17 protein-coding genes and 1 tRNA gene are annotated in these 15,370 nt (G+C 70.7%); 14 read left to right on the plus strand and 4 right to left on the minus strand.

The features are described 5' to 3' along the window. Positions 1 to 3: 3 nt before the first annotated feature. Together ACOFKS_RS06510 and ACOFKS_RS06515 are read right to left on the minus strand one after the other, a co-directional pair. Complete coding sequence (locus ACOFKS_RS06510; protein WP_419808429.1) at positions 4 to 288, minus strand: DUF2218 domain-containing protein; 285 nt, start codon at positions 286 to 288, stop codon at positions 4 to 6. Then, the gene (locus tag ACOFKS_RS06515; protein WP_419808430.1) at positions 285 to 890 is read right to left on the minus strand and encodes a PadR family transcriptional regulator; all 606 of its coding nucleotides are present in this window, start codon (positions 888 to 890) and stop codon (positions 285 to 287) included. The genes ACOFKS_RS06510 and ACOFKS_RS06515 overlap by 4 nt, the downstream gene beginning before the upstream one ends. Positions 891 to 1,043: 153 nt before the next feature. On the opposite strand from ACOFKS_RS06515, the gene ACOFKS_RS06520 reads away from it, so the two are divergent. From ACOFKS_RS06520 to ACOFKS_RS06560, 9 genes are all read left to right on the plus strand, one after another. After that, the gene (locus ACOFKS_RS06520; protein WP_419808431.1) at positions 1,044 to 2,360 is read left to right on the plus strand and encodes a replication-associated recombination protein A; all 1,317 of its coding nucleotides are present in this window, start codon (positions 1,044 to 1,046) and stop codon (positions 2,358 to 2,360) included. Continuing rightward, positions 2,353 to 2,694 (plus strand): MmcQ/YjbR family DNA-binding protein, encoded by a 342-nt coding sequence (locus tag ACOFKS_RS06525; protein WP_419808432.1) that lies wholly within the window; start codon positions 2,353 to 2,355, stop codon positions 2,692 to 2,694. The genes ACOFKS_RS06520 and ACOFKS_RS06525 overlap by 8 nt, the downstream gene beginning before the upstream one ends. Then, positions 2,691 to 3,440: a YkgJ family cysteine cluster protein gene (locus ACOFKS_RS06530; RefSeq protein ID WP_419808433.1), complete on the plus strand. Its 750-nt coding sequence runs from the start codon at positions 2,691 to 2,693 to the stop codon at positions 3,438 to 3,440. Before ACOFKS_RS06525 ends, ACOFKS_RS06530 begins: the two co-directional genes overlap by 4 nt. A gap of 37 nt (positions 3,441 to 3,477) precedes the next feature. Then, a tRNA-Thr gene (locus ACOFKS_RS06535) sits at positions 3,478 to 3,553 on the plus strand. Between the two features lie 38 nt (positions 3,554 to 3,591). Next, the gene (locus ACOFKS_RS06540) at positions 3,592 to 4,287 is read left to right on the plus strand and encodes an endonuclease/exonuclease/phosphatase family protein (protein ID WP_419808434.1); all 696 of its coding nucleotides are present in this window, start codon (positions 3,592 to 3,594) and stop codon (positions 4,285 to 4,287) included. Then, on the plus strand, positions 4,288 to 6,516 hold the full coding sequence (locus tag ACOFKS_RS06545) for a patatin-like protein (RefSeq protein WP_419808435.1): 2,229 nt from the start codon (positions 4,288 to 4,290) through the stop codon (positions 6,514 to 6,516). It begins immediately after the preceding gene. A gap of 173 nt (positions 6,517 to 6,689) precedes the next feature. Further along, positions 6,690 to 7,004 carry a lipopolysaccharide assembly protein LapA domain-containing protein gene (locus tag ACOFKS_RS06550; RefSeq protein ID WP_419808436.1) on the plus strand — a complete coding sequence of 105 codons (315 nt, stop codon included), beginning with the start codon at positions 6,690 to 6,692 and terminating at the stop codon, positions 7,002 to 7,004. After that, positions 7,001 to 7,675, plus strand: coding sequence for an orotidine-5'-phosphate decarboxylase (gene pyrF / locus ACOFKS_RS06555; RefSeq protein ID WP_419808437.1), 675 nt, complete (start codon positions 7,001 to 7,003; stop codon positions 7,673 to 7,675). Before ACOFKS_RS06550 ends, pyrF begins: the two co-directional genes overlap by 4 nt. Before the next feature lie 37 nt (positions 7,676 to 7,712). Beyond that, on the plus strand, positions 7,713 to 7,955 hold the full coding sequence (locus ACOFKS_RS06560; protein WP_419808438.1) for a hypothetical protein: 243 nt from the start codon (positions 7,713 to 7,715) through the stop codon (positions 7,953 to 7,955). On the opposite strand, the gene ACOFKS_RS06565 is transcribed toward ACOFKS_RS06560, so the two are convergent. Continuing rightward, positions 7,910 to 8,488 carry a topology modulation protein gene (locus ACOFKS_RS06565; RefSeq protein WP_419808439.1) on the minus strand — a complete coding sequence of 193 codons (579 nt, stop codon included), beginning with the start codon at positions 8,486 to 8,488 and terminating at the stop codon, positions 7,910 to 7,912. The two genes, ACOFKS_RS06560 and ACOFKS_RS06565, sit on opposite strands and share 46 nt — an antisense overlap. Positions 8,489 to 8,510: 22 nt before the next feature. Here ACOFKS_RS06565 and ACOFKS_RS06570 point away from each other — a divergent pair, with 22 nt between their 5' ends. The 5 genes from ACOFKS_RS06570 (at position 8,511) to ACOFKS_RS06590 (ending at position 13,668) form a co-directional block, all read left to right on the plus strand. Then, positions 8,511 to 9,149 (plus strand): phosphoribosylanthranilate isomerase, encoded by a 639-nt coding sequence (locus tag ACOFKS_RS06570; RefSeq protein ID WP_419808440.1) that lies wholly within the window; start codon positions 8,511 to 8,513, stop codon positions 9,147 to 9,149. 92 nt (positions 9,150 to 9,241) lie between these two features. Next, complete coding sequence (trpB, locus tag ACOFKS_RS06575) at positions 9,242 to 10,471, plus strand: tryptophan synthase subunit beta (protein WP_419808441.1); 1,230 nt, start codon at positions 9,242 to 9,244, stop codon at positions 10,469 to 10,471. 118 nt (positions 10,472 to 10,589) lie between these two features. Further along, positions 10,590 to 11,384 (plus strand): tryptophan synthase subunit alpha, encoded by a 795-nt coding sequence (gene trpA, locus ACOFKS_RS06580; RefSeq protein WP_419808442.1) that lies wholly within the window; start codon positions 10,590 to 10,592, stop codon positions 11,382 to 11,384. Next, complete coding sequence (gene accD, locus ACOFKS_RS06585; RefSeq protein ID WP_419808443.1) at positions 11,381 to 12,241, plus strand: acetyl-CoA carboxylase, carboxyltransferase subunit beta; 861 nt, start codon at positions 11,381 to 11,383, stop codon at positions 12,239 to 12,241. Before trpA ends, accD begins: the two co-directional genes overlap by 4 nt. 131 nt (positions 12,242 to 12,372) lie before the next feature. Then, positions 12,373 to 13,668 (plus strand): bifunctional folylpolyglutamate synthase/dihydrofolate synthase, encoded by a 1,296-nt coding sequence (locus ACOFKS_RS06590; protein ID WP_419808444.1) that lies wholly within the window; start codon positions 12,373 to 12,375, stop codon positions 13,666 to 13,668. On the opposite strand, the gene ACOFKS_RS06595 is transcribed toward ACOFKS_RS06590, so the two are convergent. Continuing rightward, the gene (locus ACOFKS_RS06595) at positions 13,665 to 15,365 is read right to left on the minus strand and encodes an AmpG family muropeptide MFS transporter (protein ID WP_419808445.1); all 1,701 of its coding nucleotides are present in this window, start codon (positions 15,363 to 15,365) and stop codon (positions 13,665 to 13,667) included. The two genes, ACOFKS_RS06590 and ACOFKS_RS06595, sit on opposite strands and share 4 nt — an antisense overlap. Between the last annotated feature and the right edge of the window lie 5 nt (positions 15,366 to 15,370).

The raw sequence follows: 15,370 nt of genomic DNA on the forward strand, positions 1-15,370 counted from the left end.
CGATCACCGCCAGTCGAACGTCAGCGGCGCCTCGCGGAAGGCGAAGCGATCGAGGTGGCTGGACACCACCTCGCGCATCCGCCCGGCGTCCTCCGTCTCGGGCACCGTAAGCTCCACGTCCAGCGTCTCGCTGTCCGCGCGCATCGCCAGCCGGGCGCCGTTGGGAAAGTCGATCGTGCCCTCCTCCTCGGAGAACACGACCGTCATCTTGTGGCTCCAGTGCTTGGCGAGCTGCTGGAGGTAGCGGCTGGCCGATTGCGTCGGCACGCGGGCGACGGAAACGCTCACCGGAGCCGCTCGATCTTCTGCGCCACCTCGTCGAGCAGGGCGGCGATGTCGTGCAGCGTATCCTCGCCGATCTCGCCGCGCATCATCCGCCCGCGCACCGCCTCGCGCAGGTTACCCATGGCGCGCCGGATCGGCTGCTGGTCGGCGCGGCCACGATGCTCGCCGATCGCAGTCAGGCGGCCGATCAGCGCTTCGACCTCCGCGGCCTTTTCGGCGAGTTCCGCCCGGCCGGCCTCGGTTGCGCCGAAACGCTTCTTCGCGCCTTCGCTCGCCTGCTCCTCGATCTGGCCCATCTCGTCGAGCAGCGTCAGCGTCGGATAGACAACACCCGGGCTCGGCGCATAGCCGCCACCGGTCAGTTCCTCGATCGCGCGGATCAGGTCGTAGCCGTGACGCGGTTCGTCGGCGATCAGCTTCAGCAGGACGAGCCGCAGCTCGCCGCCGTCGAACATCCGGCGGCTCCGCCCGCCGCCGCGCCCGCGCTCGCCGGCGTTGAGGCGTTCGACCCAATGGAAGAAGCGCTCCGGATCGAACTCCGGCCGCCGACCGCGCGGGCCGCAGCCCTGTTCGCGGCCACCGCCGCTGTGTGTAAAACGAAACATGATATCTCCTATGTGTATCGTGATGCGCTCAAGATATATCTTGACTGTGTGACGTCAAGATATATCTTCGAATATTTTTTAACTCACCTGATTTTGGCCGCTGACCCGGTACGACGGCTGGCGACGGGCTGCCCATGCGCCTATCTGCGCGCCATGGCCGACCTGTTCGCCGCGTTCGACCCGCCCCCTGCCCCGAGCGCGCCGCCGCCCGACGCGCCGCTCGCCGACCGGCTGCGTCCGCAACGGCTGGACGATGTCGTCGGTCAGTCGCATCTCACCGGCGACCACGGCGCGATCGGTCGGATGGTGGCGGCGGGGCGGCTGTCGTCGCTGATCCTGTGGGGGCCGCCGGGCACCGGCAAGACCACGATCGCGCGGCTACTCGCGGACGCGGTGGGGCTGCGCTTCGTGGCGATCTCCGCGGTGTTCTCGGGGGTCGCGGACCTCAAGCGCGTGTTCGCGGAGGCGCGCGACGCGGCGAAGATGGGGCAGAAGACGCTGCTGTTCGTGGACGAGATCCACCGCTTCAACCGCGCGCAGCAGGACGGTTTCCTGCCGTTCGTCGAGGACGGCACGGTGACGCTGGTCGGCGCCACCACCGAGAACCCGTCGTTCGAGCTGAACGCCGCGCTGCTCAGCCGCGCGCAGGTGCTGGTGCTGCGGCGGCTGGACCATGGTGCGCTGGAGGATCTGCTCGCCCGCGCCGAGGCGACGGCGGGACCGCTGCCGCTCGACGTTCAGGCGCGCGACGCGCTGATCGCGGCGGCGGACGGCGACGGGCGGTTCCTGCTCAACCAGGCGGAGACGCTGCTCGCCGCCGGGCTGGACGCCCCGCTCGATCCGGCCGGGCTGGGCGGGTTCCTCCAGCGCCGCGTCGCGGTCTACGACAAGGACCGCGAGGGGCATTACGGCGTCATCTCCGCGCTCCACAAGTCGATCCGGGGGTCCGACCCGCAGGCAGCGCTCTATTACCTCGCGCGAATGCTGACTGCCGGTGAGGAACCGCTCTACGTGCTCCGTCGCCTGACCCGCGCGGCGGTCGAGGACGTCGGCCTCGCCGATCCGCAGGCGTTGCAGCAATGCCTGCTCGCCAAGGACGCCTACGACTTCCTCGGCTCGCCCGAAGGCGAACTCGCGATCGCGCAGGCGTGCCTGTATCTCGCGACCGCGCCCAAATCGAACCGCGTCTATGTCGCGCAAAAGGCGGCGTGGGCGAGCGCGAAGGAGCATGGCTCGCTCAGCCCGCCCAAGCATATCCTGGGTGCCCCTACCCGGCTGATGCGCGACCTCGGCTATGGCAAGGGCTATGCCTATGACCACGACGCGCCCGACGCATTCTCGGCGGCCGACTATTGGCCCGAGGAGATGGACGCGCAGACCTATTACAAGCCGACCGACCGCGGTTTCGAGGCGGCGGTGGCCGAACGGATGGCCGGGTGGCGGCGGTTGCGGGAGGGGCGCGATGGATGACTGGGCGGCCGTCGAGGCGTTCGCGCTGACGCTGCCCGGCACCGAGGCGTCGACCTCGTATCGTCAGCCCGCGGTCAAGGTCGACGGCAAGGCGTTCGTCTCGACCGGCAGCGAGCCCGGCAGTTTTCACGTCCGCAGCCCGCACGAGGAGAAGGCGGTGCTGATGGAGACCGATCCCGCGACCTTCTGGCAGACGCCGCATTACGCCGACTGGCCCGGCCTGCTAGTCCGCCACGACGGCCCCGATCCGGATCGTGTCCGGCTGGTCGTCGTCCGCGCCTGGTGGGATCGCGCGAAGCCGGCGACGCGGCGTGCGTGGGGCGAGCGACCATGAGCGCGCCGACCGTCCACCTGTCGGTCGATCCGTCCGCACACCGCGACCTCGTCACCGCCGAGGTCAAGATGAGCGCGGGCGGCGAACCGCTGACCCTCGCGATCACCGTGCCGGCGGGGCGCACCACGGGCGAGGCGATGCTGCCGGTGTTGCAGGGGCTGAGCAGCCTGTTCTCCGACCGGGCCGCCGCGCGGACGGCGCGCGAGGGCAAGCCGATCTCGTGCCGGATGGGGTGTGCCGCCTGCTGTCGCCAGATGGTGCCGGTATCGGGGACGGAGGCGCGCCACCTCGCGCGGGTGGTCGCCGCGATGCCGCCGCCGCGCCGTGCCGTCGTGCGCGCGCGGTTCGCGGCGGCGCTGGCGACGCTGGACGCGGCGGGGTTGCTCGACCGCATCCGCGACACCGCCGGCCTGACCGCGCGCGAGGAAGGGCTGGACTATCTGCGTCTGCGGATCGCCTGTCCGTTCCTGGAGGACGAGGCGTGCTCGATCCACCCCGACCGGCCGCTCGGCTGTCGCGAGTATCTGGTCACGTCCCCGCCCGAGAACTGCGCGCGTACCGAGGATCGTCAGGTCGCGCCGGTGCCGGTCGACTGGGAGGTGTCGCAATCGCACTACGCAACCCCGGCGGGCGAGGGCTGGATGGCGCTGGTGCTGGCGCTCCGCTACGCCGAGCGCGCGGCCTCGCCGAAGAAACAGGCCGGACCGGCGATGCTGTCGGACGTCTTCGCCGCCGCCCGCCGCTAGCTTTTCCGCGCGGGCTCGCGCATGGGGCGCAGCGGACGCCGGTTTAGCTCAGCTGGTAGAGCAGCGGTTTTGTAAACCGAAGGTCGCGGGTTCAATTCCTGCAACCGGCACCACGCAACCACTGTCGTTCCCGCCGCGTTGGGGCGCGGGGATGAAGGTCGCTAGCTACAATATCCACAAGGGCATCGGATCGGACCGCAAGCGGTCGCCGGAGCGCATCCTCGACGTGCTCGGCGAGATCGGCGCGGACGTGATCGCGTTGCAGGAGGCGGATCGACGCTTCGGCACCCGCGCCGGCGTCATCCCGTCCCATCTCCTCGACGGCTCCGACTGGAAAGCGGTGCCGTTCGGGATGCGCGCGGCGTCGATGGGGTGGCACGGCAACGCGATCCTGGTCCGCAAGGCGGCGACGATCGACTGGTGCGCGCCGATCCACCTGCCCTCGCTGGAACCGCGCGGCGCGGTGACCGCCGACTTGACGCTGCCGGGCGGCGAGCGGCTGCGCGTCGTCGGCATGCACCTCGACCTGTCGGGGCTGTGGCGGCGGCGGCAGGCGGCGGCGGTGATGGCGCATGTCGACGCCGCGGCGGAGCGGCGCGCGACGGTGCTGATGGGCGACCTCAACGAATGGACCGCCGGCGGCGGCTGTTTGCGCGATTTCGCACGCGCCTATCGGATGGCGCCGACCGGGCCGTCGTTCCATGCCAGCCGGCCGATCGGGCGCCTCGACCGGATCATGACGTCGTCCGACCTGCGCGTGGTCGGCGCGGGCGTTCACATGACCGATGCCGCGCGGCGGGCGTCGGACCACCTGCCGATCTGGGCGGAGCTGGAGGTCGCCGCCTGAATGCGCGAACAGGAACTTCGTCTTGCGCTGGTCTGCTACGGCGGCGTCAGCCTTGCGGTCTACATGCATGGTATCACCAAGGAGGTGTGGCACCTCGCCGCCGCGAGCCGCGCGCGGCATGACGGCGCCTCGCCGGGGGCCGGCAGTCAGGGCGTCTATCACCTGCTGCTCGACGAGCTGGAACGCCACGCCGGGGTCCGCGTCCGCGTCCTGCCCGACATCATCGCCGGCGCGTCGGCGGGCGGGATCAACGGCATCTTTCTGGCGCAGGCGATCGCCACCGGGCAGAGCCTCGATCCGCTCACCGACCTGTGGCTGCGATCGGCGGACGTCGAGGCGCTGATCGACCCCGCCGCCGCGCCGGGTTCGCGCTTTTCGAAGATGTGGGCGATGCCGATCGCGTGGATGGCGGCGGGGCGCAGCGCTGACAAGCTGGAGCAACTGGACGACAACACCCGCGACGAGGTGCGCGCGAAGCTGTCGCATCTCGTCCGCTCGCGCTGGTTCGAGCCGCCGTTCGCGGGCGGGGCGTTCACCGCGCTGCTGCTCGACGCGCTCGACGCCATGGCGACATCACCGCGCGGGCCGAGGCTGCTGCCTGCCGGCCAGCCGCTCGACCTGTTCGTCACCGTCACCGATTTCACGGGCCACCCCGAGCGGCTCCGGCTCAACTCGCCGCCCGAGGTGGTCGAGACCGAGCATCGCGTCGTGGTCGCGTTCACCGACGGCGGCGTGCCGGTCGACACGCTGGCGGCGCTGCCCGAACTCGCCTTTGCCGCGCGCGCGACGTCGAGCTTCCCCGGTGCGTTTCCGCCGTTCTGCGTCGGCGAGCTGGACGAGGTATTGAAGGCGCGCCGCCGCGCGTGGCCGGGACGACGCGGGTTCCTGGCGCGCATCCTGCCGCGCGCGGCGGCGGCGGGGACGGCGGACCAGGCGGTGCTGATCGACGGCTCCGTCCTCGCCAACGCGCCCTTTCGCCCGGCGATCGAGGCGCTGCGTCAGCGTCCCGCCAAGCGCGCGGTCGACCGTCGCTTCGTCTATGTCGACCCGTCGCCACGCAACAAGCTGCACCTGACCGGCCGCGATGGACCGCCAGGCTGGTTCCAGACGATCCTCGGCGCGCTCAGCGACCTGCCCCGGCAACAGCCTATCCGCGACAATCTGGAGGCGATCGCCGCGCGTTCCGCGCATACCGAACGGCTGCGCGGCATCGTCGCCGCGATCCGTCCGACGGTCGAAGCGCAGGTCGCGGCGCTGTTCGGCGACCGGCTGGATACGGAGCGGCCCACCCCGGCGCGACTGATGGCGTGGCGTCGCCGCGCGCACGAGGCGGCGGTGGCGGAGGCCGGCTATGCGCATGCCGCCTATCTCCACCTCAAGCTGGCGGGCATGGCGGACATGCTCGCGGAGCTGCTGGCGGCGGTGAACGGCCGGCGCCCGGCATCGGCCTTTGTCGACGGCGTCCGGGCTACGCTGGGCGGCGAGGACACGGTGGCGGCGCTGCGCGGGTTCGACCTCAACTTCCGTATCCGCCGCCTGCGGCTGCTCGCGCGCCGGGTCGCTGATCTGGAGGGGAGCGGCGAAGAGACGGCGCTCACCCCGGTCCGCGACGCGATCTATGCCGCGCTCGCGCGCTATCTCGACCGCCGCCGCCCGGAGGCGCACGCCACCGTCCGGCCGCTGGCGCGCGGTCCCCGGCCCGACTGGTCGGCGCTGGCGGCGGGACTCGCGACGTCGCTCGACCTGGCCGGGCTGGATGCGGACACCGACGCGGCGCTGGCCGTGACGCTGGCGGACCTGCTCCCGGCGCAGCGGCGACCTTTGCTGCTCGCGTATCTTGGCTTTCCCTGGTTCGACGTGGCGACGCTGCCGCTGTTGCAGGGCGAGGGGCTGGACGAGTTCGACGCGATCAAGGTCGACCGCATCGCGCCCGACGACGCCACCTCGATCCGCGCGGGCGGGGCGGAGGCGACGCTGAAGGGCATCCAGTTCAACAATTTCGGCGCGTTCTTCAGCCGCGCCTATCGCGAGAACGACTATCTATGGGGGCGGCTGCACGGGGCGGAGCGGCTGATCGACATCACCGTCTCGACCGCGCCGAAGCGGCTGCCGGCGGGGCGGGTGGCGGCGATCAAGCGCCGCATCTTTCGCGCGATCCTGGACGAGGAGGAGGGGCGGCTGACCGCCGTCGCCGCGCTGATCGCCAGCCTGCGCGCGGAGATCGGCTGAGATCCTCCCCGACACGGGGGGGTAGCCGCGCGCAGCACTGACGGAGGGGGATTACCGCGAGCACACCGCCTGCCGCCCGCCCCCTCCACCCCGCCGCGCCGCGGCGCGGTCCCCCTCCCCGTGCCGGGGAGGATTGGCTGGTCAACGTCGTCCAAAGCCATTAGCCTCCCCCCATGCAGTTCCTGAAATACCTGTTCTGGTGCCTGCTCGCGTTCATGGCCGCCGTGTTCACCTTCGGTAACTGGACGACGGTCGACATCCAGTTGTGGGGCGGGCTGATCGCGCAGGTGAACCTGCCCTTCCTGTTGCTCGTGACGTTCCTGGCGGGGCTGGTGCCGATGTGGTTGTATCACCGCACCGCGCGCTGGCGGCTGAAGCAACGGCTGCAGACGACCGAGCGCACGGTCGAGGCGTTGCGCGTCAGCATCCCGACCGAGCCCACCACGACCGTCCCGACGGCCACATCCTATGCCACGGTCCAGCCGTGACCAGCCGCCTCTACGTCGCGCTCGACACGCCCGACCTCGCGCGCGCCCGCGATCTGGCGAGCAAGATCCGCCACCATGTCGGCGGGATCAAGCTGGGGCTGGAATTCTTCGCCGCCAACGGCGCGGGCGGCGTGCGCGAGATGGCGCATCTGGGGCTGCCGATCTTCCTCGACCTGAAGCTCCACGACATCCCCAACACCGTCGCCAAGGCGGTGCAGGCGCTGGGCGCGCTGGAGCCTGCGGTCCTGACTGTCCACGCCGCCGGCGGCCGCGCGATGCTGGAGGATGCCAAGGCCGCCGCCCCGCCCGCGACGAAGGTGGTCGGCGTCACCATGCTGACCTCGCTCGACGCGCAGGATCTCGCCGCGACCGGCATCGGCGGCAGCGCTCATGACCAGGTCGTGCGCCTGACCGAACTGGCGCGCGAAGCGGGGCTGGACGGCATCGTCTGTTCCGGCGCGGAGGTCGCCGCCGCCAAGGCGCTGTGGCCGAAAGGCTTCTTCGTCGTCCCCGGCGTCCGCCCCACCGGTGCCCAGCTCGGCGACCAGAAGCGCGCCGTCACCCCGCGCCAGGCGGTCGACGCCGGCGCCTCCATCCTGGTCGTCGGCCGCCCGATCACCGGCGCCGACGACCCCGACGCCGCCGCGCGGGCGATCGAGGCGACGCTGTAGACCCGGCACTTGCCGCACGCTGAGGCGTTGGCGGTCGATGCGAGTGAAAACACATCAGGACGGTCAACTCCTAGTCGCCGCCGTCCGTCGCGCGGCGGCGGCACACAATCTGACATGGGAAGCGATGGTGCCGGATGCTTTTACCATCGACCTTCGCGCGGAAGCAGCCGAAGAGCAGGCATATCTCGCGATGGCGGGCGAGAAGCAGCGGCTACGCGCGCACATCTGCACGACCTACGGCATCTCGATACGCGAACTCGCAAGCCTGGCGATGCCGTGAGCGCACTCGGCGTCGACGTTTCGCAGGAACGTGCGCCGGGCGGCGGTCGAGGCCAGGTGCACAACCGGCACCCTACTCGCCGCCAGCGCCCTGACGAGGCCGACGCGCTGGCGGCGACGGAAAGTCGCGACATCGTGCAGGAAAGTCAGGTACGCGCGATCGAGCCGCTCCGGGCAGTCGTCCATCATGTCGGGACGTCCACCGCGGCGATAGTGGAAACTGCGCCGCAGCACCCCGGCCAGGCAGGCGACGGTCGGCAGGTCGAGCCAGATCACCAGCGTCGCGCGGGCCAGCCGATCCCCCAGCGTGCTGCTGTAATTGCCGTCGATCACCCACTCTTCCCCGGCGACAATCGTCGCGTTCGAGGCCCGCCACGCGGCATCGTCGGGCGCCTCCCATCCCGGCGCCCAGTAGATGCGATCGAGATGGATCAGCGGCACCCCGGCCGCGCGGGCGAGCGCGGTCGCCAGCGTCGACTTGCCGCCGCCGGGGCTGCCGATCACGGCGATGCGATGCGCGGTTCCCTCGGCCATGCGGTCCCCCTATAGCGCCGCCATGCCCATCACCGCCAAGATCTGCGGTCTCTCCACACCCGAGACGCTCGATGCCGCGATCGCGGGCGGGGCGAGCCATGTCGGGTTCGTGTTCTTCCCGCCCTCGCCGCGTCACCTGAGCTTCAAGCGCGCCGCAGAGCTGGGCGCGCGGGTGCCCGGCCATGTCGCCAAGGTCGGCGTGTTCGTCGATCCCGACGACGCGCTGCTGGAACAGGCGGTCGAGGTCGCCGGGCTGGATGCGCTCCAGCTGCACAACGTCGCAGCTGCTCGCGCCGCCGCGATCCGGGCTCGGTTCGGGCGCGACGTGTGGGCTGCCGTGCCGGTCAAGACGCGCGCCGATCTCGATGCCGCGCGTGGTTTCACCGGCGCGGCGGATCGCATCCTCTACGACGCCAAGACGCCGCCGGGCGCGGCCTTGCCGGGCGGCATGGGCGTGCGGTTCGACTGGACGCTGCTCGACGGCTTCCATCATCCGCTGCCGTGGGCGCTGTCGGGTGGACTGGACGTGGGCAACGTCGGCGAGGCGATCCAGCGGACGGGCGCGACGCTGGTCGATGTGTCGTCGGGGGTGGAGAGCGCGCCGGGGATCAAGGAGGCAGGGCTGATCGGCGCGTTTCTGAAAGCGGTGGCGCGGGCGTAGATCGTCCTTCCCGCGCAATCGGTGCTTCGGCTTCCGGCGTCGGCGACGGGTCCCCGCTTTCGCGTGGATGACGGCGGGGCTAAGGAGCCTCGATGAACGCCCCCAACTCCTTCCGCCTGCAACCCGACGATCGCGGCCATTTCGGCGGCTTCGGCGGCCGCTACGTCGCGGAGACGCTGATGCCGCTGATCCTCGATCTCGACCGCGAATATCGCGCGGCCAAGGCGGACCCGGCGTTCCATGCCGAGTTCGACGACCTGCTCGAACACTATGTCGGCCGTCCCAGCCCGCTCTATTATGCCGAGCGGCTGACCGAGGCGCTGCGCGCGAGCGTTGAGCCGGGGATGGGCGCGCAGGTGTGGTTCAAGCGCGACGAGCTGAACCATACCGGCGCGCACAAGATCAACAATTGCGTCGGCCAGATCCTGCTCGCGATCCGGATGGGCAAGACGCGGATCATCGCAGAGACCGGCGCGGGCCAGCACGGCGTCGCCACCGCCACCGTCTGCGCGCGGTTCGGCCTGCCCTGCGTCATCTACATGGGCGCCCGCGACATCGAGCGGCAGCAGCCCAACGTGTTCCGCATGAAGCTGCTCGGCGCGGAGGTCCGCCCGGTGACGTCGGGCGCGCGGACGCTGAAGGATGCGATGAACGAGGGGCTGCGCGACTGGGTCGCGAACGTCCACGACACCTTCTACATCATCGGCACCGCCGCCGGCCCGCACCCCTATCCGGAGCTGGTGCGCGATTTCCAGTCGGTGATCGGCAAAGAAGCGCGCGAACAGATGCTCGCGCGGATCGGTCGCCTGCCGGACCTGCTCGTCGCCGCGATCGGCGGCGGGTCGAACGCGATCGGGCTGTTCCACCCGTTCCTCGACGATCCGGACGTCGCGATGCTGGGCGTCGAGGCGGCGGGGCACGGGCTGGACAAGGAACACGCTGCGTCGCTCGCGGGCGGTTTCCCCGGCGTGCTCCACGGCAACAAGACCTATCTGTTGCAGGACGACGACGGCCAGATCGCGGAGGCGCATTCGATCAGCGCCGGACTGGACTATCCCGGCATCGGCCCCGAGCACGCCTGGCTGCGCGACATCGGCCGAGTGCAGTACGACAGCGCGACCGACGTCGAAGCGCTCGACGCCTTCCAGTTGCTGTGCCGGACGGAAGGCATCATCCCCGCGCTCGAACCCTCCCACGCGATCGCGGCGGTGGCGCGCAAGGCACGAGAAATGCAGGCGGATCAGGTGATTCTCGCCAATCTGTGCGGGCGCGGGGACAAGGATATATTCACCGTCGCCGAAGCGCTCGGGGTGGCGATATGACATTTGATCAGTTGGAGCCGCTGCTCCGCGTCGTCGCGAAGTATCGGCTGCCGATTTTGATCGGTCTCCTGTTGATCGTCGGCGTAACCGGGTTTGGCATTGTTAGGCTGGTCCGTCGGTGACCCGCCTCGCCACCGCTTTCGCGCACGCCCGCCCCGCCCTCATCACCTTCGTCACCGCCGGCGATGGCCCCACCCCCGCGATCCTCGACGCGCTGGTCGCGGGCGGGGCGGACGTGATCGAGCTGGGCATGCCGTTCACCGACCCGATGGCGGACGGTCCCGCGATCCAGGCGGCGAACATCCGCAGCCTCGCCGCGGGCACCACCACCGCCGCGATCCTGGCGATCGCGCGCGATTTCCGGCGGCGGCATCCCGACACGCCGCTGGTGCTGATGGGCTATGCCAACCCGATGCTGCGGCGTGGCCCCGACTGGTTCGCGAACGCCGCCGCCGAGGCGGGCGTCGACGGGGTGATCTGCGTCGACCTGCCGCCCGAGGAGGACGAGGCGCTGGGCCCGGCGTTGCGCGCGCACGGCATCGACCCGATCCGCCTCGCCACCCCCACCACCGACACCGCGCGCCTGCCGCAGGTGCTCGCCGGCGCGTCGGGCTTCCTCTACTACGTCTCCGTCGCCGGGATCACCGGGCTGCAACAGGCAGCACGGGGCTCGATCGAACAGGCCGTCGCCCGGCTGAAGGCCGCGACCGACCTGCCCGTCGCGGTCGGCTTCGGCATCCGCACGCCCGATCAGGCGGCGGCGGTGGCGCGGGTCGCCGACGGCGTGGTGGTCGGCTCCGCGATCGTCGAGCTGGTCGCGCAGCATGGCGCCGAGGCGCCGGCGCATGTCCGGTCCTATGTCAGCAATCTGGCGCAAGCCATTGCTTCCGCACGAAAGAAGGTGGCCGCATGAGCTGGCTAAACTCCGTCCGCAACGCGCTGTCGTTCGGGTCGAAACCCAAGACCACGTCCGACAATCTCTGGCACAAGTGCAAGGGTTGCGAGCAGATGGTCTTCTCCAAGGAGTGGGAGGAGAACCAGTATGTCTGCCCGAAATGCGATCACCACGACCGCATCGGACCGACCGAGCGCTTCGCCGAGCTGTTCGACGAGGGCAGCTGGCAGGTCATCGCCGCGCCCAAGGTCACCGAAGACCCGCTGAAGTTCCGCGATACCAAGCGCTACAGCGACCGCCTGAAAACCGCGCGTGCCGACACCGCCGAGGTCGATGCGCTGGTCAACGCGCACGGCCGCATCGACGGCCATCCGGCGGTGATCGGCGTGCAGGACTTCGCCTTCATGGGCGGATCGATGGGGCTGGCGGTCGGCGAGGCGTTCGTGCGCGGCGTCGAGAACGCGATCCGCGAGCATTGCCCCTACGTCATCTTCACCGCGTCGGGCGGCGCGCGGATGCAGGAGGGCATCCTGTCGCTGATGCAGATGCCGCGCAGCACCGTGGCGATCGTCATGCTCCGCGACGCGGGCCTGCCCTATATCGTCGTGCTCACCGATCCGACCAGCGGCGGCGTCATGGCCGCCTATGCGATGCTGGGCGACATCCAGATCGCCGAGCCGCGCGCGACGCTCGCCTTCACCGGCCGCCGCGTGATCGAGAGCACGATCCGCGAGAAGCTGCCCGACGATTTCCAGACGAGCGAATATTATCTGGAGCACGGGCTGATCGACATGGTGGTGCATCGCCATCAGCTGAAGGCGCGGCTGGCGACGGTGATCGGATATCTGACCGCGGGTGAGAAACAGGCCGCCTGACGTTCCCTCCCAACAGGAGAGCAGGACAGTGCGCGCCAGTGCATAGGCGGAGGGCCGCCGTCGACGATCACCTTTCGCGTCAGCCTTCCGCCCGACCCTCTCCCTTTGCGGAAGAGGCATGAAAGCGACCCATGCCCGACCATGCCACCTCCACCGACGCCGCCGTGCAGGCGCAGCTCGACCGCCTGTTCGCGCACGGTCCGGGCACCGACACGCTCGGGCTCGACCGTATCACGCGGCTGCTCGCCCGGCTCGGCGATCCGCATCGCGTGCTGCCGCCGGTGCTCCATGTCGCGGGCACCAACGGCAAGGGTTCGACCTGCGCGTTCCTGCGCGCCGCGCTGGAAGCGGCCGGGCATCGGGTCCACGTCTATACCAGCCCGCACCTCGTCCGTTTCAACGAGCGCATCCGCGTCGCCGGGCGGCTGATCGAGGACGCGTCGCTCGCCCCGCTGCTGTCGGAGGTGCTGGACGTCGCGGAAGACCTCAACGCCAGCTTCTTCGAGGTCACCACCGCCGCCGCATTCCTCGCCTTTGCGCGGACGCCGGCGGATGCGTGCGTGATCGAGGTCGGGCTGGGCGGTCGGCTCGACGCCACCAACGTCCTGCCCGCCGCCGCCGCCTGCGGCATCGCCGCGCTCGGGATCGATCATCAGGCTTTTTTGGGCGATACGCTGATGGAGATCGCGGCGGAAAAGGCGGGCATCGCCAAGCCGGGCGTGCCGCTGGTCACGATGCGCTACCCGCCCGCGATCGCCGCGCGGATCGCCACCGTCGCCGGGAAGGCCGACCTGCTGGTCGAAGGCGACGCATGGCGGTTCGGGGTAACGGGCGACCGCCTCCTGATCGACGACGTGAGCGGCAGTATCGAGCTGCCCGTGCCCACCCTCCCCGGCCCGCATCAGGCCGCCAATCTCGCACTGGCGACGGTCATGCTCCGCCACAGCGCGCTGGCGGTTCCCGACGACGCTCTCGCGACGGCATCGCGCACGACGCGCTGGCCCGGAAGGATGCAGCGCCTCGGGGCGGGGCCGCTCACCGACCGCCTGCCCGCCGACGCCGCGCTGTGGCTCGACGGCGGCCACAACGCCGACGCCTCCGCCGCGCTCGCCATCGCCCTCGTCGCGCAGGCGAAGGGCCGATCCGTGACGCTGGTGCTCGGTATGCTCGCGAACAAGGACGCGGCCGCGATGGTCGCCGCGCTCGCCCCTCACATCGCGCGCGTAATCGCCGTGCCGACCCCCGGCCACGCGCATCATGCGCCCGAAACGCTGGCCGCGCTCGCCACCGCCGCCGGCGTGCCGGCGCGGACCGCGTCCGACGTTCCCGCCGCCCTGCGCCTGGTCGACACGCCGGTGGTCCTGATCGCGGGGTCCCTTTACCTCGCCGGCGAAGCCCTGCGGCTCAACGACGAGTTCCCGGACTAAGCGCGTTCGCCCGTATCGCCCGGCTCCGCCCCCCGCGCGATCCGCGCCGCCCGCCACCATTCCAGCGCGACGAACAGGATCGCGAACAGCCCCGCCGCCGCGGTCCAGCGGAACACCGGGGCGTAGCCGTAGCGATCGAACATCTCGCCCGCGATGCCGCGCCCGAGCGACCCGATCAGGAAGGTCAGCGACGACAGCAGCGCATATTGCACCGCCGGAAATTTCTTCGACACGATGCTGGACACATAGGCCACGAACGCAGCCCCCGCGACGCCGGTCGAGATGTTCTCGTAGGCGATCGTCAGCAACAGCCGCGCCATGCGCAGGTCGCTGCCCGCCGCCGCCGCCAGCCGGTCGAGCGCCAGCGCGCCCAGCACCGCGTCGATATGCCGCGCGCCGTCGGCCAGGTCAGCGTAGACGAAGTTGCCGACGATCGGCAGGATCGCGCCGATCAGCACCGTCGGAAATCGCCCGAGCCGCAGGAACAACAGGCCGCCCAGCGCGACGCCCGCCATCGACATGAAGATGCCGAACACCTTGGACGCGAACGCCACCTCGTCCTTCGTGTAGTGCATGTAGTCGAGGTAGAAGGGATAGGCGAACGACGCCCAGATGTTGAAGCACAGCTGATAGCTGAGGATCAGCGCCATCACGATCAGCACCCCCCAGCCGAGCCGCCCGACCAGCTCGGTCAGCGGCGCCAGTAACGCGCGATAGAGATGGTCGGGCACCGCGCGCAGTCCGAGCCGCGGGCGCTCCGCATCGGGAACGGCTCGCCGCGCCTTCAGCCGATTGAGCACCGCCGCGACGCCCAGCGGCACCAGCACCGTCGCCGCGACGATCAGCGGGCCGTACCATTTCAGGAACTCGGCGGTGGACGGCGGCTTCGCGCCCGCGACGGGTTCGGCCAGCACCGACGCCATGAACCGCAGCAGCGTCACGATCGCCCAGGTCCAGCACAGGCCGACGACCGCCAGCGCGATCCCGCGCGTCCGCCGGTCAAGCTCGCCCGCCTCGATCCCCGCGCCGCTCGGCGGGGCCGGCGTGTCGGGCGCAAATAGCGCGAGCAGCATCGCCACGCCCATCAACGCCGCCATCACCGTATACACGGCGGACCAGCTCATCGTCGCCGCCAGGTGCAGCGCGAACGCCCCGCCGACGATCGAGGCGGTCCGGAAGCCCAGCTGATAGACCGCCGACAGCAGCTCCACCGGCGTCGCCTCGTCCGCGACATCGATCCGCCAGGCGTCGATCGCGATGTCCTGCGTCGCCGATGCCAGCGCGCCCAGAAAGGCGAACAGCGCGAACTGCCCGATCTCTCGCGCCGGATCGGTCGCGATCAGCCCGAACAGCGCCACGATCACGACCGCCTGACACGGCACGATCCAGCCCTTGCGCCGCCCCAGCCGGCCGATCACCGGCGGCCGCAGCCGATCGACCGCGGGCGACCACAGGAACTTGAACGCGCTGGCGAGGCCGATCCAGCTCAGCAGGCCGATGGTCGCCAGGTTGACCTTCGCTTCGCCCAGCCACGCGGTCAGCGTCCCGATCAGCAGCGCGAAGGGCAGGCCGGAGGAGAAGCCGAACGCCAGCATCGCGCCCGCCTTGCGCGACCGCAGCGCGACGCCGAGCAGGCGGAACCCCTTGGGCCGCGTCGCCGCCCCCGATCCCGCCCCCGTTACCGGCGCTGCCGCCATACGCC

Origin of the sequence: Sphingomonas sp. (assembly GCF_965200135.1) — a bacterium.
Lineage (GTDB): Bacteria > Pseudomonadota > Alphaproteobacteria > Sphingomonadales > Sphingomonadaceae > Sphingomonas.